The following is a 21,333-nucleotide window of genomic DNA, read 5'->3' on the forward strand; positions in this document are numbered from 1 at the left end:
TAGCACATGGGGTCGCGGTGAGGTGGGTGCTGCCTGCACCACCTGACGCCAGAATTCGGTGTTCCATCAAACGCTCCTGTTGATGAAGTCGTGGCAAGAGGCGGAGCTATCGGTTATCCGCTGGCCTTGCCTATGAGTAGTCACGGGCTCCGAAGATGGCGGTGCCGACCCGCACCATGGTGCTGCCATAGGCGATGGCCAGCTCGAGATCTTCGGTCATGCCCATCGAGAGGGTATCGACGCTCGGGTATTGTCGCGCAAGCTCGGTGAACAGAGTCTGCATGCGGGTCATTTGGGCGGCCAGGACGGTCTCGTCACTGGTGTGTTCGGGAATGGCCATCAGTCCCCGCAGCACCAGTCGGTCACTCTGGGAGACCAGCTCGGCAAGGCGGAAAATCTCTTGTTCCGACGTTCCGGATTTGCTGCTCTCTCCGCTAATATTGATTTGCAGACAAACATTTAGCGGTGCCATGCTGGCGGGACGCTGGTTGTTGAGGCGGTCGATCAACTTGTCCCGATCCACGCTCTGCACCCAGTCGAACCGTTCGGCGACCAGTTTGGATTTGTTCGATTGCAAAGGGCCGATAAAGTGCCACTCTATGTCGCAATATTCCGGCTGCTGGCGCAAGGTATCGATCTTGGTCGCCGCTTCCTGTGCGTAGGATTCGCCAAAGCAGCGCTGACCTGCGGCATGGGCGGCCATGACGGCCTCGACGGGCTTGGTCTTGCTCACGGCCAGCAGGCGGATCTGCTGCAGGTTGCGGCTCGCCCGTTCGGCGGCCTGGGCAATACGTTCCTTTACCTGAAACAGGTGCTGGGCAATCTGGTTCATATTTCGTTAGTGATCTTGTGATGGGAGAATGACAAGTCTATGGATATCACAGAGTTATTGGCTTTCAGTGTAAAGCATAAAGCCTCGGATCTACACCTCTCGGCCGGGGTTCCACCGATGATCAGGGTTGATGGTGAGGTTCGCAAGATCAATTTGCCCGCCCTGGAACACCGGGAAGTGCATGCCCTCATTTATGACATCATGAACGACCATCAGCGCAAGGAGCTGGAGGAGAACTTCGAGGTCGATTTCTCGTTCGAGGTGCCCAATCTGGCTCGTTTCCGGGTTAACGCCTTCCAGCAGGCGCGCGGTTCCGGCGCGGTATTTCGTACCATTCCCAGCACGGTCTTGAGCCTCGAGGATCTCGATGCGCCGGAGATCTTTCGCAAGATCTCCGAATACCCGCGCGGTCTGGTGCTGGTGACCGGCCCGACCGGTTCCGGCAAATCGACCACCCTGGCGGCCATGGTCAACTACATCAACGAGAACTTCCATCACCACATTCTCACCATCGAAGACCCCATCGAATTCGTCCATGAGAACAAGCGCTGTCTGGTGAACCAGCGGGAAGTACACCGCGATACCAAGAGCTTCAGCAACGCCCTGCGCTCGGCACTGCGGGAAGACCCGGACATCATTCTGGTGGGCGAGATGCGTGACCTCGAGACCATTCGTCTGGCCATGACTGCCGCCGAAACCGGCCACCTGGTGTTTGGCACCTTGCACACCTCGTCGGCGGCCAAGACCATCGACCGTATCATCGACGTCTTCCCCGGTGCGGAGAAAGACATGGTGCGCTCCATGCTCTCCGAATCGCTGCGGGCGGTTATCTCCCAGACCCTGCTCAAGCGCATTGGTGGCGGCCGGGTGGCGGCACACGAGATCATGATGGGCATTCCGGCGGTGCGTAACCTGATCCGTGAGGACAAGATCGCCCAGCTTTACTCGGTGATCCAGACCGGGATGACCCACGGCATGCAGACCATGGATCAGAGCCTCAAGCAGCTGGTGAGCCGCGGCGTGGTGGCATCCCTCGATGCCAAGGCCAAGGCCGTCGATCCCAACAGCGTTTAAGAGCGTCGAACCCAGGGAGGGATAAATGATGAATCTGGATGAATTGCTGAGCGAACTGGTCGAACGAAAAGGCTCGGATCTGTTTGTGACGGTGGGCTCGCCGCCCACTCTCAAGGTCAATGGCCATCTGGTGTCGCTGGGGGGCGAGGCGCTCGACAAGAAGGGGGCGCTGACGCTGGTCAGGGATACTCTGAGCAGCGATCACTTCGAGCGCTATATCCGCACCAAGGAGGCCAACTACGCCATCTATCGCGAGGCGCTGGGTCGTTTTCGGGTTAGCGCCTTCTGGCAGCAGGAGCTGCCCGGCATGGTGATACGTCGCATTGAGACCCGCATCCCCACCTTTGAAGATCTGCAGTTGCCCAACATCCTGCAGGAGGTCGCCATGGCCAAGCGGGGGTTGGTGCTGTTTGTCGGGGCCACCGGCGCGGGTAAGTCCACCACTCAGGCGGCGATGATCGGCTATCGCAACCAGCATGCCGATGGCCACATTCTGACGGTGGAAGACCCGGTGGAGTTCGTCCATCAGCATGGCCGCAGTCTGGTGACCCAGCGTGAAGTGGGGATCGATACCGAGTCGTTCGATGTGGCGCTGAAGAGCTCGCTGCGTCAGGCGCCGGACGTGATCCTGATCGGCGAGATCAGAAGCTCGGAGACCATGGAGTTTGCTCTGCAGTTCGCCGAGACCGGCCACCTTTGCCTCGCCACTCTGCATGCCAACAACGCCAACCAGGCGCTGGATCGCATCCTCCATCTGGTGCCGCAAGACAAACATCGCCAGTTCCTGTTCGATCTCTCCTTCAACCTGAAAGCCATCGTTGCCCAGCAACTGGTGCCAAGCATGGATGGCAAGCGGCGTTTTGCCGCGTTCGAGGTGCTGCTCAATACCCCGCTGATCACCGACATCATCCGCAAGGGTGAGATGCACCGCCTCAAGGAGGTGATGACCAAATCCACCGAGCTGGGCATGCAGACCTTCGATCAGGCGTTGTTCAGCCTGTTCTGTGCCGGCCAGATTGGCTACAGTGAGGCCCTCGCTCACGCCGACTCGGCTAATGATTTGCGTCTGCAAATCAAGCTCTCTGGTCAGGAGACGCTTGGCTCCGGCACGCTGGAGAATGTGACGCTGGATGAATGAATCATGGGGCCGACCTGCTGTTCGGCCCCTCGCCATAAAGGAACGTTATGCTGATTGTGGTTTCCCCGGCCAAGACGCTGGATTACGAGTCACCGCTGGTGACCCCCCGTTTCACCCAACCCGAGCTGCTGGATCACTCTGCCGAACTGATTAGCCGGGCCCGTCAACTGAGCCCGGATCAGATCGCCAGCCTGATGAAGATCAGTGACAAGTTGGCTGGCCTCAACGCCGCGCGGTTTGCGCAGTGGCAGCCAGATTTTACCCCTGCCAACGCCCGTCAGGCACTGCTGGCCTTCAAGGGGGATGTCTACACCGGATTGGCAGTGGAGGATTTCAGCGAGGCCGATTTTGACTTCGCTCAGGCGCACCTGCGGATGCTCTCCGGCCTCTACGGCGTGCTGCGCCCCCTCGATCTGATGATGCCTTACCGGCTGGAGATGGGGACCAGGCTCGACAATAGCCGCGGTAAGGATCTCTACCAGTTCTGGGGCGAGGTGGTCACTCACCATCTCAATGAGGCGCTGGCCGCGCAGGGGGATGAGGTGCTGATCAATCTGGCCTCCGACGAGTATTTCAAGTCGGTACGGCCCAAGAGCCTGAAAGGGCGGATTGTCACCCCGGTGTTCAAGGATGAGAAGAACGGCCAGTTCAAGATCATCAGCTTTTACGCCAAGAAGGCGCGCGGCATGATGGCTCGCCACATCATCAAGCACCGTCTGACCGAGGTGGAGCAACTGACCGGTTTCAACGCCGAGGGTTACTATTTCGTGCCGGAAGAGTCGGATGCCAATACCCTGATGTTTAAACGCGCCGAAAATTAATTACAAAAAGAGGGAACCAATCTTTCGACCCGCGGGTCTGAATATGTGAATCCTCTGTTGTAAGCACTTTTTATTCGCCGACGTTTGATACGTCGGCTTTTTTATTGCCGTTTTTATTGTCCATCGATTGCCTTCGCCGGGACTATGTGGTTCAGATAGACTCAAGACAGGGAGCGAGTCGTTGCGAGGTGAATATGGAACAGAAAAATGCCATTCGGCAGGTTGCCGTCCCTTGGGCTCCGTCCCGCCAGCTACCGCCCGGCTTGGTTGTGGCCGAGCTGCATCAGGATCTCTGGAGCGACTCCCTGACCATCATGCTGGGGCGGGCACGCAGCATCGATCTGCCCCCGCAAATCCTCTGCCGGGTCTATTTTCGCCATATCTACGCCCTGCGGGTTATCGAAGATTGCGATCTGGCCGAGGGGAAGGATAGCCACGCTATCGAAGAGCAGATCCAGCTCATCACCCCATCCCGTTTTGCCAGCTGGTTCCATCAGGAGTCGGACGGCCTGCATCTGGATGAAGATCTGCAGCACTATCGCATCTCGACCTGGGATTATTGCGCCGATGTGCTGACCTCCTCGGCGCCGGAATTGCAGTTCCTGCCTCAGAGCGAGTAGCCAGCTGTTACGTCAGAGGCGAAGGATGATCCTTCGCCTCTGGGTTTTTGGGCGGGTGCAGATTTTGTGGCGTTCAGGCCATTCAGCCCAAGTGGTGGCCTGTTGTGTCGGCACAAAAAAAGCGCCTCAGAGGAGGCGCGGGGAAAAAGACAGATTGGAAGCGTCACATGGGTGCTACTTGAATCAGCGAATGAGCCGTGCCATTCAAGTATGGAGCCATAATGCCAAGCTCAATCTGAAGTAGTTCTGAGGCGATTCTTCATTTTCTGTTCATCTTGTCAGCAAAGCGTGGCCTCAGGCTCAAAGCCTTTTCATTCTGGCCACGATATTGTCCCGTCCCTCTCCGGGGCGCTCATCGTGTCATGGGGCCAGCTCGAATCATGGGGCCAGCTCGAATGTTGTGCCTGCCTGTTCCAGTGCCAGCAACCAGCGCTTGATGGGAATGCCGCCAGCATAGCCGGTCAGCTCGCCGCTGCGTCCGATCACCCGATGGCAGGGTACTATGATGCTGAGCGGATTGCGGCCATTGGCAGCGCCTACCGCCCGCACCGCCTTGGGATTGCCGATAGCCTGGGCAATCTCGAGATAGCTCACGGTCTCGCCATAGGGGATATCACACAAAGCGTTCCACACAGTTTGCTGGAACGGGGTGCCCTTCGCTGCCATGGGCAGATCGAACTGCTGTAATTTTCCGGCAAAATAGGCGGTGAACTGCTCGACGAAAGGAGCAAGAGCCAGGTCATCACGCTGCCACTCATCGGTCGGAGTTACCGGCTGCTCCCCCCGCACGAACTCCACATAGCGCAGACCATCCTGATTGATGGCAATGAGCAGGGGGCCGCGGGCGCTGTCGCAAAAACTGTATCTCATCGGCTGACATCCTTTGGGGGCTGGGGGTTGGCTCAGTCCAGAACCGGTTTGCCGCGGGCGGATTTGATATCCCCCTTGCGCTTTTTGGCATCGACCCGCTTGCGTTGGGAGCTGCGGGTCGGCTTGGTAGCATGGCGGGCCTTGGGGCGCCAGGCTGCTTTTTTCAGCAACTCCACCAGACGGCTCATCGCCTCCTTGCGGTTCATGTCCTGGCTGCGATGGCTCTCGACCCGGATCAGTACAAAGCCATCGTGTACCCGGCTGTCGCTCAGCTTGTCGAGACCCTCCTTGTAGAGGGGCGTCAGGCTGGGAGAGTTGCGGTAATCGAAGCGCAACCAGACGGCGGAGTCGGTCTTGTTGACGTGCTGTCCACCGTTGCCCTGTGCCCGCATGGTCTGAAATTGCAGCTCATGCCAGGGAATTGTGACGCTGTTGGAGATAACTAACATGCTGTTTTGCTCTTGTTTGGTGCATACCCGCTGACCGCTGCAGCATGGTGCCTCATTATGGGGCGTGCTGGCCAGTTATGGGGATGTACCTGGCGAATGGCGCCGACATTAAACTCTATCTATATGAAATAAAACAATAAAAATACTTGGCATAAGAATTGAAACCCGATTCATGACACACCATGGATTGGGAGCAACCAGATGAAGCTGATTAGTGCGATTATCAAACCGTTCAAGTTGGACGATGTCCGCGAGGCTATTGCCAACCTGGGGGTGGAAGGGCTGACCGTGTCCGAGGTCAAGGGATTTGGCCGCCAGAAGGGACACACCGAATTATACCGGGGAGCCGAGTATCAGGTCGACTTCCTGCCCAAGGTGAAGCTGGAGATTGCTACCGCCGATGATAACGTGGAAGGGGTGATCGAGGCGATCTGCAAGGCGGCCTATACCGGCAAGATCGGCGACGGCAAGATTTTTGTCTACGACTTGCTGCAAGCGGTGCGCATCCGCACCGGCGAGAGTGACGACGAGGCGCTGTGATGAACCGCATCCGTGACGTACAGATCTGTTGACCTCCCGATCTCGGGGAATCCCGATGGCGTGAGTGCTTATTGAAGCCTGATCAACATAACGTTTTGCTCAGAAGAGGCCGAATGGGATTCCATCCGGCCCTTTTCATTTATGGGCGATTAAATATGTGATGTGGCGACGGCGAGCTTTCTTGATCCGCTTATAAGATGTATGCAGAATGCAAACGGAAATCGTTATCACTCTGTATAGCTAATCAAGGAATGGATGATGAAAATGAAGATGTTGGCACTGGCTTTCTCTGCGTTGGCAGCTCAGTCGGCATTGGCGGCCGGGGAAGTGAATGTCTACTCCAACCGGCAGGATGAGCTGATCAAGCCCATCATCCAGCAGTTCGAGAAGGAATCTGGCATCAAGGTGAACGTGGTGTTCGCCAAAGAGGGATTGAACGAGCGTCTGGAGCGGGAAGGCAAGCTCTCTCCGGCCGATCTGATGCTGACCGTCGACATCAGCCGTCTGACCGATCTGGTGGACAAGGGGCTGGTGCAGCCGGTGGATAGCAAGATCCTGCAGGAGAACATCCCCGCCATCTATCGTGATCCGGAGAATCGCTGGTTCGCGCTGACTACCCGGGTTCGCGCCATCTACTCCAGCAAGGATCGCCTCGGCAAGCTCGATACCATCAGCTATGAAGATCTGGCCAAACCGGAATTCAAAGGGAAAATCTGCACCCGCAGCGGCAAGCATGAGTACAATGTGGCGCTGGTCTCCTCGATGATTGCCCATCACGGCATGGCCGAGACCAAAACCTGGCTGGAAGGGGTCAAGGCCAACCTGGCGCGCAAGCCGCAGGGCAACGACCGGGATCAGGTCAAGGCGATCAAGGATGGCATCTGTGACGTGTCGCTCGGCAACAGTTACTACCTGGGTGCCATGTTGAAAGATCCGGCGCAGAAGTCCTGGGCGGATGCGGTTTATATCAACTTCCCGAACCAGGCTGATCGCGGTGCCCACGTCAACGTGAGCGGTGTGGCCATGACCAAGTATGCCAAGAACAAGGCCGAGGCCCAGAAGCTGATGGAGTTTCTGGCTGGTGACACCGCTCAGCACATGTATGCGGACGTGAATGCCGAGTATCCGGTCAAGGCCGGGGTCGAGCCGTCCGCCATGGTCAAGTCCTGGGGCAGTTTCAAGTCTGACGCACTACCGGTCAGCGATTATGCCAAGCACCGCAAGGACGCCTTGCAGTTGCTGGATGAAGTGAAGTTCGACTTGTAATCAGATGGGGCCAACGGCCCCATCAACCTCTGTGGTCTCATGAAAAATTTTGGATGGATGACCGGCAGCTGGGCCATCGCCCTGCTGCTGGGTTTACCGGTTATAGCCCTGCTTTTCTCTGCCTTCTCGGCTGAGGGAGATCTCTTTCGCCACCTCGCCGATACCGTGCTGCTTGACTATCTGGCCAATACCCTAGGGCTGGTGGTCGGCGTAGTATTGCTAAGCCTGCTGTTTGGCGTGCCCACCGCCTGGCTGGTGGCCATGTGTCAGGTGCCGGGGCGGCGCGCCCTGCAGTGGGCGCTGATGCTGCCGATGGCGATGCCCTCCTATATCGTCGCCTACGTCTATACCGATCTGCTCGACTACTCGGGCCCGCTACAAGCCGGGTTGCGCGCCCTCTTTGGCTGGAACAGTCCGGCCGATTACTGGTTCCCGGCCATTCGCTCCCTCGGCGGCGCCGCCTGGGTGCTGGCGCTGGTGCTGTTCCCCTATGTTTATCTGCTGGCCCGCGCCTCTTTTCTCGAGCAGTCGGTCAGCCTGATCCACTCCAGCCGCCTGCTCGGCTGCACCCCGTGGCAGAGTTTTCGCCGCCTCAGTCTGCCGCTGGCGCGCCCGGCCATCATGGTGGCGGTGTCGCTGGTGGCGATGGAGACGTTGGCCGATTTTGCCACTGTCCACTTCTTTGCCATCAACACCCTGACCACCGCGGTCTACGACACCTGGCTCGGTTACGGCAGTCTGGCCACTGCGGCCAAACTCTCCTGCCTGATGTTGCTGGCGGTGGTGTTGCTGATCGCGCTGGAGCGCCGCTCGCGCAGTCGGCAGCAGGTGTTCCAGAAGTCGATGGGCCATGAGCAGCCGCTGCGTTACCCGCTCAAGGGGATTCGCCGCTGGTTGGCTGGTCTCTGGTGCTGGGGTCTGGTGCTGGCCGGTTTCGGCCTGCCGTTCGTCATCCTGCTTGATTACGGGGTGCGCTACTTCGAGTTGTCGTGGACGCCGGAGTTTGTTCGCTTTGCGGGTAACAGCCTGCTCATCTCGGCGCTGACCGCTCTGCTGGCGATGGGCATCGCCCTGCTGCTCGGCTTCTTCCGCCGCCTCGATGGCGGGATAAAGAGTCTGTTGCCCCTGCGCATCGCCGCCATGGGCTACGCCATGCCGGGTACCGTGCTCGCCATCGGGGTGCTGGTGCCGCTCACCGCCCTCGACTTTGCCATCAACGATCTGGCCGAGTGGCTCGGGCGTCAGGGCCCAGGCTTGCTGCTGAGCGGCACCATCACCGCCATCGTGTTCGGTTATCTGGTGCGCTTCGTGGCCATCGCCATCGGCTCGGTGGAGAGCAGCATGGGCAAGATCTCCCCCAGTCTCGACATGGCGGCCCGATCGCTGGGGCAGGGGGATGGCGCCATGCTGCGGCGGGTTCATCTGCCGCTGGTGCGCCGCGGTCTGTTTGCCGGTGCCATGCTGGTATTCATCGAATCCATGAAGGAGCTGCCCGCCGCTCTGCTGCTGCGGCCGTTCAACTTCGATACTCTGGCGACCCACGTCTATCAGTTTGTCTCGGACGAGATGCTGGAGCGCGGCGCGCTGGGGGCTATCGTCATTGTGCTGGTGGGGCTGTTGCCGCTGATCTGGGTCAACCGCACTCTGGACAGTCCGGGCCACTGAGTCGCCGCGTCGGTCAATGAAATTGCATGCGGTGTGCTGAACCGAAAGGCAGCGCGCCGCCAGAAACGAGAGGAAGTCAGCCTTGTCCTGTTTGCAGGTTGAAAATGTCAGCTGCCGTTACAACGGCCGCAATGTGCTGGAGCAGCTCTCCCTGACGGTGGAAGACAACGAGATCGTCTGCCTGCTGGGAGCCAGTGGCTGCGGCAAAACCACGTTGCTCAAGGCCATCGCAGGGCTGCTGCCGTTGGCTGAGGGCTCGATTCGCCTCGGCGATACCCTGCTCGACGGGCCGGGTGCCAGCGTGCCGCCCGAGGCGCGCAATATCGGGATGATCTTTCAGGATTACGCCCTCTTTCCCCACCTGACGGTGGCCGACAATGTTGGCTTTGGCCTGACCAAACTCGATCGCCGCGCCCGCCAGCAGCAGGTGGACGAGGCGCTGACGCTGGTCAATCTGCAGGGGCTGGGGGATCGTTATCCGCACCAGCTCTCCGGTGGTCAGCAGCAGCGGGTGGCCATCGCCCGGGCGCTGGTGTGCAAGCCGCGGCTGATGCTGCTGGATGAACCCTTCTCCAATATCGACACACAGGTGCGGATGAAGTTGATCCTCGAGATCCGCGCCCTGCTCAAGCAGCAGGGGATCGGCGCCATCTTCGTCAGCCACAGCAAGGAGGAGGCCTTCGCCTTCGCCGATCGGCTGGCGCTGTTTCGCGCCGGTCACATCGAGCAGGTGGGCCAGCCGGAGCAGCTCTATCGCCGCCCGCAAAACCGCTTCGTGGCGGAGTTTCTCGGCGGGGTCAACTATCTGGCCGCCGAGGTGGTGGACAGCCACTGCGTGCAGACGGTGCTCGGGGTCATCTGTGGCAGCGAACCCCATGGTCGTGCGGTGGGCGAGCAGTTGCAGTTGATGCTCAGACCCCAGCAACTGCTGCTGGAGAGCGCCGCAGAGGGCGAGCTCAAGGTGGTGGAGCAGCAGTTCCTCGGCCACCATTGCCGGGTGCTGTTCGAGTGTGGCGATCTGCAGCTGGAGGCGAGCATTGGCGAGCCCCTTGAAGGGATGCGGGCACGGATCAAGGTCGCCCCTCATGGGCTGGTGTTGTTCGACCCTTTACCCTGAACGCGTGATATCGTCGTGAAATCAAAGAACTGGAACAACTCTGGTTTATAATCGCGCAACGCTAATAGCCCGTAACGCTAACGCCTACTCAGGGGAGAGATATATGAAAGCCCAAGCCGGGATCTGCGCAGAGCCGAATCTGCACGCCCTCTATCTGATGTTCAATCGCACCGGCGATGCCGCCGAACTGGCCGGCCGTCTGGCCAAGTTGCCTGCCCTGTGGCAGGCGGTGGCCGCCGATTTCCCCGATGCCGGTTTCAGCGGTCTGGTTGCCGTTGGCGCCGATGCCTGGGATGGTCTCTACCCTGCCGCCCGTCCGCCCCAGTTCCGCGGCTTTATGGCGCAATCCGCCAATGGTCAGGAAGCCCCCAACACCCCGTTTGATCTCTTCGTGCAGCTGCGTGCCGATCGAATAGATGTGCTGCACCATGCCGGTCATCGCGTGATGGCGCTGCTGGCCGGACTGGTCGAGTTGGCCGAAGAGGTGCGCGGTTTCCGCAATCTGGATTGCCGCGACCTGACCGGTTTCGTCGATGGCACCGAGAACCCGCAGGATGAGCACCGCGCCGAAGTGGCGCTGCTGGCCGAGGGCGAGTTTGCCGGTGGCTCCTACATCCACGTTCAGCGCTGGGTCCACGCCATGAGCGACTGGGAGAAGCTGGCGCAAAAAGAGCAGGAAGACATTATCGGTCGCACCAAGCCCGACAACATCGAGTATGAGTCTGCCGCCAAGCCGCTGACTGCCCACATCAAGCGGGTCAACCTCAAGACGCCGAAAGGGGAGTCCATGGAGATCCTGCGCCAGAGCATGCCATGGGGCACCATGCGCGAGCAGGGGCTCTACTTCATCTCCTGCTGCCGCACTCAGCAGCACTTCAACGCCATGCTGGCCAGCATGTACAAGGGGGAGGGCAGCCACTTCGACCACCTGCTGCGCTTCACCAAGGCAGTGACCGGCGCGGCTTTCTTCGCCCCATCGGAAGGTTTTTTGATGGCGCAGGGCAAATAAGCCCGCCTGACGAAGACTCAGAAAACAAAAATCCCGGCCTTGGCCGGGATTTTTCGTTCTGGCGTGACCGCAGTTACGCGGTAGCCACCATTACGGGGTCTGTTCGAACAGCTCGAGGGCGGAGAGGTAGAGCTCTTCGATATCGGTGTCGCTGGTCGGGGTGATGAAGATGGTGTCATCACCGGCGATGGTACCGAGGATCCCCTCTGCCTTACCGAGGGAGTCGAGCAGGCGGGCGATCAGCTGGGCTGCGCCCGGGCTGGTGTGGATCACTACCAGTGCGCCGTTGTGGTCGACGTCCAGCACCAGATTCTTGAGCGGGCTGGAGGTGGTGGGGACGCCCAGTTCCACCGGCAGGCAGTAGACCATCTCCATCTTGGCATTGCGAGTGCGAACGGCGCCGAAGCGGCTCAGCATGCGCGATACCTTGGACTGGTTGATGTTCTCGAAGCCCAGCTCTTGCAGGGCGGTGACGATTTCTGCCTGGGAGCCAAAGCGCTCTTCTTTCAGCAAGGCTTTAAAGGCCTTGGCCAGTTTTTCTTGCTTGTCGTTGTGTTTCATCTTGGTCTCACGAATGAGGAGGTGTGGCGGCCTGTGCGATACAGGCGGCAGATACGAACAGCGGGGCCATTTTGCATTCATATGCCGTTTTTTGCAAGGAAGCGGCGCTTGTTCTGCATATTGATTCAAAAATGGCTTGCATCAACCTTTATTAGGGATAGAATCGGGATGAAATTTTGAAAACTTATTCAATTGGGCTGTATGGGTATTGAATTAATAGGTATCGAGAAGTCCTGGCACAAGGTGCCGGTTCTGCAACAGGTCAGCTTTCGGACATCCCCCGGTGAAACCTTGGTGTTGCTGGGCCCGAGCGGTGCTGGCAAGAGTTCCCTGCTACGGATGATGAACCTGCTGGATACCCCGGATGCGGGTGTTCTGCGGATTGGCGAAAGTGAATTTTCTTTCCCGAACTCCCTCTCTGCCGCCGAATTCAACCGCCAGTCCCAACTGCTGCGTCGCAAGGTGGGTATGGTGTTCCAGCAGTACAATCTCTGGCCACATCTCACCGTGATGGAGAATCTGATTGAAGCGCCGGTCAAGGTGCTTGGCATGAGCAAGGAGGCCGCCATCGAGAAGGGGGCCTATCTGCTGGCCCAGCTGCAACTGGCCGACAAGCGCGATGCCTGGCCTGCCCGTCTCTCTGGCGGTCAGCAGCAGCGGGTGGCCATTGCCCGTACCCTGATGATGGACCCGGAAGTGCTGCTGTTTGACGAGCCGACAGCAGCCCTCGATCCCGAGATCACCAAAGAGGTGGCCGAGATCATCCGCAACTTGAGCCAGACCGGCATTACCCAGGTGGTGGTGACCCACGAGGTCGACTTTGCCCGCAAGGTAGCCAGCCAGGTGATTTATCTGGAGAAGGGGCGGATCATCGAATCCGGCACCGCTGCCATTTTCCAATCCCCGCAAACCAGCCGGTTTGCCGAATTCTTGATGCATTGATATTGAATCGATAAGGAAGCTGTCATGAAAAAGAGTCTGTTGTTGGTTGCTGCCATGGGCCTGTTGAGTACCTCCGTCATGGCCAAAGAGATCAAGTTCGCCACCGAGGCCACCTACGCACCGTTCGAATACCTGGATGACAAGAACGAGTTTCAGGGTTTTGACATCGATCTGGCGCGCGCCATCTGCGAGCAGGCCAAGCTGGAGTGCAGCTTCCACAACCAGGCCTTTGACAGCCTGATCCCCAGCCTCAAATTCCGTCGCTACGATGCTGCCATCGCCGCCATGGACGTGACCCCGGAGCGGGCCGCTCAGGTCGATTTCTCCGACATCTACTACGAGAACTCGGCAGTATTCGTCGCCAAGAAAGGGGCCTTCAAGGGGCCGGAAGAGATGGTCGACAAGACCGTCGGCGTGCAGAACGGCACCTCTCACCAGTCCTATCTGGTGGATAACTGGGTGAGCAAAGGTCTGCTGACCGTGCCTTATGCCAGCTACCAGAGCGCCTTCCTCGACATGATGAATGGCCGTACCGACGGTGTCTTTGCCGATACCGCCGTTGCTGCCGACTGGCTGAAGCAACACAAGGAGTATGCGGTGGTGGGTACGCCGGTGACCGATGCCAAGTACTTCGGTACCGGTTTTGGCATCGCGGTTGCCAAGGGCAATCAGGAGCTGCTGACCCAGCTGAACAAGGGGCTGGCCGAGATCAAGGCCAACGGCACCTATCAGAAAATCTTCGACAAATACTTCGCGCAGTAAGCCATGTTGAGCCTGTTGTTGGATGCAGCCTGGATGACCCTCGGGCTGGCCTTGGCATCACTGGTCGGGGGCATGGTATTGGCACTGGCGTTCAGTGCTGCCGAGCTCAGCAAGCAGCGTGCGCTGGTGTGGCCGGTGGCCACCCTGACCACGCTGATCCGTGGCCTGCCCGAGTTGCTGGTGGTGCTGTTCATCTACTTCGGCTCGACCCAGGTGCTGTTCCTAATTACCGGTGAGTATGTGGAGTTCAGCCCGTTCGCCTGTGGCGTGCTGGCGCTCTCCCTGCTGTTTGCCAGCTATGCGACCCAGACCCTGCGGGCGGCGCTCAATGCGGTGCCTGCCGGGCAACGGTTGGCGGCGATGGCGCTGGGTCTTGGCAAGAGTCACATCTTCTTGCGTATCGTGTTGCCGCAGGCGTGGCGTCACGCCCTGCCGGGCCTCGGCAACCAGTGGCTGGTATTACTGAAAGATACCGCGCTGGTGTCGCTGATCGGGGTCAACGAGATGATGCGTCAGGCGCAGATGGCCTCGGCTAGTACCTATGAACCTTTCACCTGGTATGCCGCTGCGGCCCTCATCTATCTGGCTATCAGTCTGGTGAGCGAGTACGGCCTCGGGCTCGCTGCCCGCTACACCCGCCGCTACGGAGGCTAACTGATGCAAGAGTATCTCGTTACGTTGCTGGGCGGTCTGGTCACCACGCTGGAGCTGACTCTGTTCAGCCTGCTGCTGGGGATTGCGCTGGCGGCCCTGATGACCTGGGTGCTGGAGTTGCGCCTGCCGGTGGCGACCCAGCTGGTGCAGTTGTGGGTGCTGCTCTTTACCGGTACGCCGCTGCTCATTCAGATCTTCCTGATTTACTACGGGCCGGGTCAGTTCGAGTGGCTGAAAGCCAGCCCGCTCTGGCCGCTGCTCAAGCAGCCCTGGTTCTGCGCCGTGCTGGCGTTGGGTCTCAACACGGCGGCCTACTCCACCCGGTTGTTCAAGGGGGCGCTCGATGCCATCCCGGCCGGTGAGGTGGAAGCGTGCCGGGCGCTCGGTTTCTCCTCCGGCCAGACTCTCTGGATGAAGGTGCGCCACGCCGCCCGTCATCTGGTGCCAGCCTACTCCAACGAGGTGATCTTGGTGCTCAAGGGGAGCTCTCTCGCCAGTACCATCACCATCATGGACATCATGGGGCTGGCGCAGGGGTTGAATGCCCAGACCTACGATACCCTGGCGGTGTTCGGGGTGGCTGGCGGGCTTTATTTGGCGATGAACGGATTGTTAACAATTGGTTTTCGCTGGTGTGAAAAACGGGCGTTGGCATTTCAATCCTGAAACCTTCATAACTACCTCTTTATGGTAAGGAGAAGTGCAGAAAAACTGTGCTTCTCCTCCAACTTTTTGTATTTTCCTCCAATTTTTGCTCCCGCGTGTTTCGTGGCTCACAGAACCCGTGACTGCAACTGTTATCAGATTGTTTTTTATGGGGGGATCCATTAAGGTTGGGCGCACAACAAGAAACAACCTTAAACCTACGCTTAAACATGGAGTTGATCATGAAAGTTGCCGTTCTGGGTGCCGCTGGTGGCATCGGTCAAGCCCTCGCTCTGCTGTTGAAAAACCGTCTGCCGGCTGGCTCCGAGCTGAGCCTGTATGACATCGCCCCGGTGACCCCGGGTGTGGCTGTTGACCTCAGTCATATTCCTACCGACGTCGCCATCAAGGGCTTCTGCGGTGAAGATCCGACTCCTGCGCTGGTTGGGGCCGATGTGGTGCTGATCTCCGCCGGTGTGGCACGCAAGCCGGGGATGGATCGCTCCGACCTGTTCAACATCAACGCCGGTATCGTCAAGAATCTGGTCGAGAAGTGCGCGGCCACTTGCCCGAAAGCACTGATCGGCATCATCACCAACCCGGTCAACACCACTGTGGCCATCGCCGCCGAAGTGCTGAAGAAAGCCGGTGTCTATGACAAGCGTCGTCTGTTCGGTGTCACCACCCTGGACGTGATCCGCGCCGAGACCTTCGTTGCTGCCGCCAAAGGGCTGAACATCGACAAGGTTCGCGTCAACGTGATCGGTGGTCACAGTGGCGTGACCATTCTGCCGCTGCTCTCCCAGATTGAAGGCGCCTCCTTCACTGCTGAAGAAGTGGCTGCCATGACCAAGCGCATCCAGAATGCCGGTACCGAAGTGGTGGAAGCCAAAGCCGGTGGCGGTTCTGCGACCCTCTCCATGGGTCAGGCGGCTTGCCGTTTCGGTCTGTCGCTCATCAAGGGTCTGCAGGGTGAAGCCAACGTTGTTGAGTGCGCCTACGTGGAAGGCAACGGCGAGCACGCCACCTTCTTCGCGCAGCCGGTACTGCTGGGCAAGAACGGCGTCGAAACCGTACTGGATTACGGCAAGCTGAGCGCGTTCGAGCAGGAAGCGATGGAAGGCATGCTGGCTACCCTGAAAGCCGATATCCAGCTGGGTGTCGATTTCGTCAAGTAAGCGGGTCAACCGTGCCAACAAGGGAGCTTCGGCTCCCTTTTGTATTGATGAGATCCGCCCGGCAGGCTAAGGGGATGGGGGTTGGTGCCGATAACAGAGTGCAGCAGGAGATCCTTATGATGAAACCCCTTACCCTTCTCGTTCTTGTCGGTGCATTCACCTCTCCCCTCTATGGTGCCGAGGCGGTATCGGCTGCCGTATCGAGCGATGCGCCAGCGGTTAGTGCATCGACTCCGACCGCAAGCAGTGCTGCGGTGGCAACGGCCCCTGTCTCTGCTGCTACGCCAGCGCCCTCTGAGGCTGTCCCCGTCTTGCTTCCGGCCGAGCCGGTCACACCCGTTGCCAGCAGTGGCGAGGGGGCCGCGCCGCTGCCAAAACCGGCGGAGCCTGCCGCTGTAGTGGTGCCTCCCGCACCTCTGGCCGCAGGCGAGTTGCAGGCGGTGCCGCTCTATCGTCAGGACGAGCTGCTCAACTGGATTGAGCAGGGGCGCCACCTCACTCAGGTTAAACAGGATCGCTGTCAGCTGACTCAGGATATCGAAGCGCGCGCCTCGGTGATGAAGATCCCGGCCTATCAGTACCTCTGGGGCGATATGCTGGCATGGGGCGTCTGTACCAAGCCCAACGCCGAACTCGGAGTGCAATATATGTGGGAGGCGGCCAATCAGGGGTTGGCGCCCGCGCTGGAGCAACTGGGCCGCTACTACTGGAAGGGAACCCTGGTGCAGAAGGATCTGGTGCGTGCCGAGACCCTGATGCGCGAGGCGGCCAGCCTCGGTTTTCTGCGCGCCCGCATCGAGTGGGTCGAGATGCTGTTGCAGGGGATGGGCAGCCCGCTCGATTATGAGGACGCCTACCGCTGGCTCCATGGCGCAGTCATCGGTGACAAGGCGCTGCACCAGAAGGCGGCGAGTCTACTCAACCGTCTTGGCAACCGGATGCCGGCCAACGTGGTGGCCCGCGCCAAGGCGATGCACTGATCCAAAAAATGACCCACAGGTCTGCACCTGTGGGTCCGGTTCCAGCCGCCGTGCCATGACAGGCCGGAGCCTCCCTCCGTTATATGGTTGCCCGCGTCTTAGAGATCTTGATGGGGGCCAAAAACTTCGTAATGAAGCTGATCGGCCGGCACCCCCGCCGCCAGCAGCTGCCGCTTGATTGCCTGCATGAAGCTCACGGGGCCACAGAAGTAGTAGTGGGCCTGTGGCGTTATGCGCTCCTTTACTTCAGTCAGAACCATGGTGCCGGAAAGGTCGTAATCTTGACCCTGCACATTACTGGCCTCCGGCTCCCGATACCAGGTCCGGCTCAGCAAGTTGGGATGCTGGCGGGATTTTTGCTGAATATCCTCCCGGAAGGCGTGTACAGCGCCCTGCTCGCAGGCGTGCAGCCAGGTGATATCAGCCTGATGGCCGCTTGCCAGCAGTTGGTTGAGCATGCTCATCATCGGCGTCACACCGACACCGGCGGAGAGCAGTACGACCGGGGTATGGCTGTCGGCTTTCAGGTAAAAATCACCAGTGGGGGGCATCACCTCGATCTTGTCACCCACCTGCAGGTGATCGTGCAGCAGGTTGGAGACCTGACCCTGTGGCTCGCGTTTGACGCTGATGCGGTAATTCTGCCCGTTGGGCGCATCGGAGAGGGAGTACTGACGGATCTCCTGATATTCGAGCTCGGAGTGAGCCAGCTTGACGCTGAGGTATTGGCCCGGCTTGAAGGCCAGTACCGGCTTGCCATCTTCAGGCGCCAGCAGGAAGGAGGTGATGAGGGCGCTCTCGGCCCGCTTCTCCTTGATGATGAAGCTGCGGGTACCTTGCCAGCCGCCATCCTGATTGGCCTTCTCCTGATAGATCTCCCGCTCGCGGCCGATAAAGATGTCGGCCAGCACGCCATACGCCTTGCCCCATGCCTCCAGCACCTCGTCGGTGACAGCACTTCCGCCCAATTCTTTGAGCGTGGCCAAGAGATGACTACCTACAATGTGATATTGTTCTGGCTGGATCAGGAATCCGGTATGTTTGTGCGCAATCCGCTCGACCGCGCCGGCGAGTGTCCCCAGATTGTCGATATTCCTGGCGTAAGCCGCGACCGCATTGAACAGGGCCAGCGGCTGGCCGCCACTGCGTTGATGGGCCAGGTTGAAGATATCTTTCAGCTCCGGGTTATGGCTGAACATCCGCTGATAGAAGTGCTGGGTAAGGGCCGGACCTGCCGATTCGAGCAGCGGAATGGTGCTTTTGATGACGGCAACGGTGGTTTGATCTAGCATAGGGGCCTCGTTCTAATTGAACATATAAAATGTCATTTAATAAGTGGCATCCTAGATGTTTATTTGATTTGAATCAATACTCCACTTTTCGCATTGCGCTAATCAGGTTTTATGAGACTAACCAGTTATACAGATTTCGGATTGAGAGCCCTGCTCTATCTTGCCACCCTGCCGGAAGGGGAGTTGTCGAGCGTCGCCAAGGTATCGGCCCTGTATGGCGTTTCCCGCAACCACATGGTGAAGGTGGTCAATCAGCTGGTGAAGCTGGGCTATCTGCAGTCCCAGCGGGGCAAGAATGGCGGTATTCGCATGGCTTGCGATCCGGCCACCATCAATATCGGGCAGGTTATCCGGGCGCTGGAAGGCAATCTGGACGGGATCGACTGCGGCTCGCCCGTTTGCCACATCGTCTCGGTCTGCCTGCTCAAGAGTGCGCTGCGAGAGGCGATGGATGCATTTTTGGCGGTGATGGACAGCTATACGCTGCAAGACCTGCTGGCCAACCGTGACGAGTTGCAGCGGGTCTTCGGTGAGTTGATCCCGACGCTGGTGTTGGAGCCGGATGACGAAGACGAACAATGAAAATGAGCAATAGAAAAGGGCTGCCACTGGCAGCCCTTTTTCAATGTTGTGAATCCGTATCGGCCCGGTAAGATGCCGGCATGATCCGCGCCATCTTCACCATGTTGTTCTCCACATCGAGGATCTCGATAGGATAACCGGCCAGTCGGATCCCGATGTTGGGCTGGGGGATCTCCTCCAGATATTCGAGGATCAGACCGTTGAGGGTGCGCGGGCCGTCGATGGGCAGGTGCCAGTTCATCTCCTTGTTCAGCTCGCGCACACTGGCCGAGCCTTCCACCAGAAACGTGCCGTCCGGCTGGGGGTGGATCTCGTCGCTCGGCGCGGGCGTCATGGAGGTGGTGAAGTCGCCCACGATCTCTTCCAGAATGTCGTCCAGGGTGATCAGCCCCTGAATATCGCCATACTCATCGACAATCAGGCCGATCCGCTCCTTGTTGCGCTGGAACTTGGCCAGCTGCACGTTGAGCGGGGTGCCTTCCGGAATGAAGTAGATCTCGTCCACTTCCCGCAACAGACTCGATTTGTTGAACAGATCCCGAGCTACCAGTCTCAGGGCATCGCGCGCGTGTAAAAAGCCGACAACGTCGTCGATATTGTCACGATAGAGCAGGATCTTGGTGTGGGCGCAGTGAGCCAGCTGACGCTGGATGCTCTTCCAGTCATCGTTGATGTCGATGGCGTAGATATCGCTGCGTGGCACCATGATGTCCTCGACCAGCATCTTGTCGAGATCCAGGATGCTGAGCAGCATCTCCTGATGACGCTTGGGGATCAGGTTGCCTGCCTCGTTGACGATGGTGCGCAGCTCCTCGGTGTTGAGGGAGTCATCCTTGTTGGGATTAATCTTCAGCATCTTGAGCAGGCCGCTGGTGATGCCGTTGATCAGCCAGACCAGCGGCGAGAGCGGCACCATCAATCCTTTCAGGATCCAGGAGGCGGGATAGGCGATCTTCTCCGGGAACATGGCGGCCAGGGTCTTGGGGGTCACTTCACCAAACACCAGCACCACCAGGGTCAGGCCGAAGGTGGCGATGGCGACGCCGAGATCACCAAACAGTCGGATACAAACGATGGTGGCGATGGCGGAGGCAAGGATATTGACCAGATTGTTGCCGATCAGGATCAGCCCCAGCAGGCGATCGGGGCGGGCGAGCAGTTGCTCGACGCGGCGTGCTGCTTTGTGTTTGGTCTGTGCCAGATGCCGCAGCTTGTAGCGGTTGATGGACATCAAGCCGGTTTCGGAACTGGAGAAAAAAGCGGATAGAAGGATCAAGATAACGAGGACAATCAGTAATGTGCTCGTTGAGATGCTGTCCAAAAAGGGCTCCTGTTGGATGGTGTGACGAAAAAAGTAGGGGTCAGCTCAGCAACACTTCTTTGACGAAGCGGCTGCCAAAGTAGGCAAGGGTCAGGATGACGCTGCCAATCAGACTGAGCGTGATGACTTTACGGCCGCGCCAGCCATAGGTGTGATGACCCCACAGCAACAACACGTAGACACACCAGGCAAGAATGGAGAGCACCGCCTTGTGGGATTTGCCCTGGGCGAACATGTCTTCGAGGAAGAAGAGGCCGGAGGCGATGGAGAGGGTCAGCAGCAGCACCCCCGCAGAGATCAGCTGGAACAGCCGTTTCTCCACCGTCATCAATGGTGGCATGGCTGGCAGGTTACTGATTTTTCTAGACTTAAGTTGCTTGTCCAGACAGGCGAGCTGCAGTGCAAACAGACAGGCGATCATCAATACCGAGTAGGCCATCAGCGCGAGGCCGATGTGCAGCAACAGCTGGGGATGGGCCTCCAGATGGGTGATGTAGCGACCTGGGATCAGGGCGCTGGCCGCCAGCAGCAGGGCCGAGAAGCTGTAGACCACCGGCAGCAGGATCCAGCCGTTGAAGCGGCGGGTGACGCAGGTCATGAAGCAACTGATGATGAGACTGACCAGCGAGGCGACGTTGAGCATGCTCAGGTTCTGGCCGGAACTCTGCAATACCTCTGAACCGAGGGCGCTGGCATGGGCGATCAGGGCCAATCCGATACAGGCAAACAGGGAGCGCTGTCCCACCGGCTTGGCGCTCAGTAACAGATGCAGGGAGGCGATGATGGCCAGCAGATAAAACGCCAGGGCCAGAACAGAGATTACGATCATAACCAGGTCGTTGTTGCACAAGCTTTTGAGGGTAAGAGGGGCAGTATACCTTGCACGAGAAGTGCTCGCCAGTTGTGCAACAGTCGATCTGCCCATATATAGGGAGAAGGTCCCTGCTGCTGCGGTGCGGTGAATAATCGTCCTCGCGCCCGCTCTGGGTTATAATGCCCCCAATTTATTACGCCA

General features: G+C 58.9%; 23 protein-coding genes. 16 read left to right on the forward strand and 7 right to left on the reverse strand.

Going from position 1 to position 21,333, the window contains the following annotated elements:
- Window positions 1-130: 130 nt before the first annotated feature.
- Window positions 131-832: a YggS family pyridoxal phosphate-dependent enzyme gene (locus BN1115_RS04475; protein ID WP_042656244.1), complete on the reverse strand. Its 702-nt coding sequence runs from the start codon at window positions 830-832 to the stop codon at window positions 131-133.
- Window positions 833-871: 39 nt separating this feature from the next.
- Between BN1115_RS04475 and tapT the strand changes: the two genes are divergently transcribed.
- From tapT to BN1115_RS04495, 4 genes are all read left to right on the forward strand, one after another.
- Window positions 872-1,906 (forward strand): type IVa pilus ATPase TapT, encoded by a 1,035-nt coding sequence (gene tapT, locus BN1115_RS04480; RefSeq protein WP_042063177.1) that lies wholly within the window; start codon window positions 872-874, stop codon window positions 1,904-1,906.
- A gap of 28 nt (window positions 1,907-1,934) precedes the next feature.
- Entirely contained in the window at window positions 1,935-3,044 is a 1,110-nt protein-coding gene (tapU, locus tag BN1115_RS04485) for a type IVa pilus ATPase TapU (protein WP_042656338.1), read from the forward strand.
- Window positions 3,045-3,091: 47 nt separating this feature from the next.
- Entirely contained in the window at window positions 3,092-3,865 is a 774-nt protein-coding gene (yaaA, locus tag BN1115_RS04490; protein ID WP_042656245.1) for a peroxide stress protein YaaA, read from the forward strand.
- Between the two features lie 194 nt (window positions 3,866-4,059).
- Window positions 4,060-4,485, forward strand: a complete 426-nt coding sequence (locus tag BN1115_RS04495; protein ID WP_005340360.1) for a hypothetical protein — start codon at window positions 4,060-4,062, stop codon at window positions 4,483-4,485.
- Between the two features lie 378 nt (window positions 4,486-4,863).
- Here the strand turns inward: BN1115_RS04495 and BN1115_RS04500 are convergent, their stop codons facing one another.
- Both BN1115_RS04500 and arfB read right to left on the reverse strand, forming a co-directional pair.
- The gene (locus BN1115_RS04500) at window positions 4,864-5,355 is read right to left on the reverse strand and encodes a methylated-DNA--[protein]-cysteine S-methyltransferase (RefSeq protein WP_042656246.1); all 492 of its coding nucleotides are present in this window, start codon (window positions 5,353-5,355) and stop codon (window positions 4,864-4,866) included.
- A 32-nt stretch (window positions 5,356-5,387) separates the two neighbouring features.
- The gene (arfB, locus tag BN1115_RS04505; RefSeq protein WP_019445599.1) at window positions 5,388-5,804 is read right to left on the reverse strand and encodes an alternative ribosome rescue aminoacyl-tRNA hydrolase ArfB; all 417 of its coding nucleotides are present in this window, start codon (window positions 5,802-5,804) and stop codon (window positions 5,388-5,390) included.
- Window positions 5,805-6,005: 201 nt separating this feature from the next.
- On the opposite strand from arfB, the gene glnK reads away from it, so the two are divergent.
- The 5 genes from glnK (at window position 6,006) to BN1115_RS04530 (ending at window position 11,401) form a co-directional block, all read left to right on the forward strand.
- Entirely contained in the window at window positions 6,006-6,344 is a 339-nt protein-coding gene (gene glnK / locus BN1115_RS04510) for a P-II family nitrogen regulator (RefSeq protein ID WP_005341406.1), read from the forward strand.
- A 258-nt stretch (window positions 6,345-6,602) separates the two neighbouring features.
- Entirely contained in the window at window positions 6,603-7,610 is a 1,008-nt protein-coding gene (locus BN1115_RS04515) for a Fe(3+) ABC transporter substrate-binding protein (RefSeq protein ID WP_005340374.1), read from the forward strand.
- Between the two features lie 39 nt (window positions 7,611-7,649).
- The gene (locus BN1115_RS04520) at window positions 7,650-9,275 is read left to right on the forward strand and encodes an ABC transporter permease (protein ID WP_042656247.1); all 1,626 of its coding nucleotides are present in this window, start codon (window positions 7,650-7,652) and stop codon (window positions 9,273-9,275) included.
- An 82-nt stretch (window positions 9,276-9,357) separates the two neighbouring features.
- Entirely contained in the window at window positions 9,358-10,392 is a 1,035-nt protein-coding gene (locus tag BN1115_RS04525; RefSeq protein WP_042656248.1) for an ABC transporter ATP-binding protein, read from the forward strand.
- Window positions 10,393-10,495: 103 nt separating this feature from the next.
- A complete protein-coding gene (locus BN1115_RS04530; RefSeq protein WP_042656249.1) occupies window positions 10,496-11,401 on the forward strand; it encodes a Dyp-type peroxidase in 906 nt (301 codons plus the stop codon).
- A gap of 90 nt (window positions 11,402-11,491) precedes the next feature.
- On the opposite strand, the gene argR is transcribed toward BN1115_RS04530, so the two are convergent.
- Window positions 11,492-11,962 (reverse strand): transcriptional regulator ArgR, encoded by a 471-nt coding sequence (gene argR / locus BN1115_RS04535; protein ID WP_005340378.1) that lies wholly within the window; start codon window positions 11,960-11,962, stop codon window positions 11,492-11,494.
- A gap of 201 nt (window positions 11,963-12,163) precedes the next feature.
- Here argR and BN1115_RS04540 point away from each other — a divergent pair, with 201 nt between their 5' ends.
- From BN1115_RS04540 to BN1115_RS04565, 6 genes are all read left to right on the forward strand, one after another.
- Window positions 12,164-12,904, forward strand: a complete 741-nt coding sequence (locus BN1115_RS04540; RefSeq protein WP_005357971.1) for an ATP-binding cassette domain-containing protein — start codon at window positions 12,164-12,166, stop codon at window positions 12,902-12,904.
- A gap of 24 nt (window positions 12,905-12,928) precedes the next feature.
- Window positions 12,929-13,666: a transporter substrate-binding domain-containing protein gene (locus BN1115_RS04545; protein ID WP_005348898.1), complete on the forward strand. Its 738-nt coding sequence runs from the start codon at window positions 12,929-12,931 to the stop codon at window positions 13,664-13,666.
- Window positions 13,667-13,669: 3 nt separating this feature from the next.
- Window positions 13,670-14,320, forward strand: coding sequence for an arginine ABC transporter permease ArtQ (gene artQ / locus BN1115_RS04550; protein WP_042656250.1), 651 nt, complete (start codon window positions 13,670-13,672; stop codon window positions 14,318-14,320).
- A 3-nt stretch (window positions 14,321-14,323) separates the two neighbouring features.
- Complete coding sequence (artM, locus tag BN1115_RS04555; RefSeq protein WP_042656251.1) at window positions 14,324-14,986, forward strand: arginine ABC transporter permease ArtM; 663 nt, start codon at window positions 14,324-14,326, stop codon at window positions 14,984-14,986.
- 221 nt (window positions 14,987-15,207) lie between these two features.
- Complete coding sequence (gene mdh / locus BN1115_RS04560) at window positions 15,208-16,143, forward strand: malate dehydrogenase (protein ID WP_005340384.1); 936 nt, start codon at window positions 15,208-15,210, stop codon at window positions 16,141-16,143.
- A gap of 398 nt (window positions 16,144-16,541) precedes the next feature.
- On the forward strand, window positions 16,542-17,123 hold the full coding sequence (locus BN1115_RS04565; protein WP_128821500.1) for a tetratricopeptide repeat protein: 582 nt from the start codon (window positions 16,542-16,544) through the stop codon (window positions 17,121-17,123).
- Between the two features lie 98 nt (window positions 17,124-17,221).
- Here BN1115_RS04565 and hmpA read toward each other — a convergent pair whose 3' ends face one another.
- Window positions 17,222-18,415, reverse strand: coding sequence for an NO-inducible flavohemoprotein (gene hmpA / locus BN1115_RS04570; protein ID WP_042656252.1), 1,194 nt, complete (start codon window positions 18,413-18,415; stop codon window positions 17,222-17,224).
- 111 nt (window positions 18,416-18,526) lie between these two features.
- On the opposite strand from hmpA, the gene BN1115_RS04575 reads away from it, so the two are divergent.
- Entirely contained in the window at window positions 18,527-18,997 is a 471-nt protein-coding gene (locus BN1115_RS04575) for an Rrf2 family transcriptional regulator (RefSeq protein ID WP_042059661.1), read from the forward strand.
- A 40-nt stretch (window positions 18,998-19,037) separates the two neighbouring features.
- Here BN1115_RS04575 and BN1115_RS04580 read toward each other — a convergent pair whose 3' ends face one another.
- Window positions 19,038-20,318 (reverse strand): HlyC/CorC family transporter, encoded by a 1,281-nt coding sequence (locus BN1115_RS04580; RefSeq protein WP_042059662.1) that lies wholly within the window; start codon window positions 20,316-20,318, stop codon window positions 19,038-19,040.
- 40 nt (window positions 20,319-20,358) lie between these two features.
- On the reverse strand, window positions 20,359-21,147 hold the full coding sequence (locus BN1115_RS04585; RefSeq protein WP_042059703.1) for a cytochrome C assembly family protein: 789 nt from the start codon (window positions 21,145-21,147) through the stop codon (window positions 20,359-20,361).
- Window positions 21,148-21,333: the final 186 nt, after the last annotated feature.

The organism is Aeromonas allosaccharophila (assembly GCF_000819685.1).
Taxonomy (GTDB): domain Bacteria; phylum Pseudomonadota; class Gammaproteobacteria; order Enterobacterales; family Aeromonadaceae; genus Aeromonas; species Aeromonas allosaccharophila.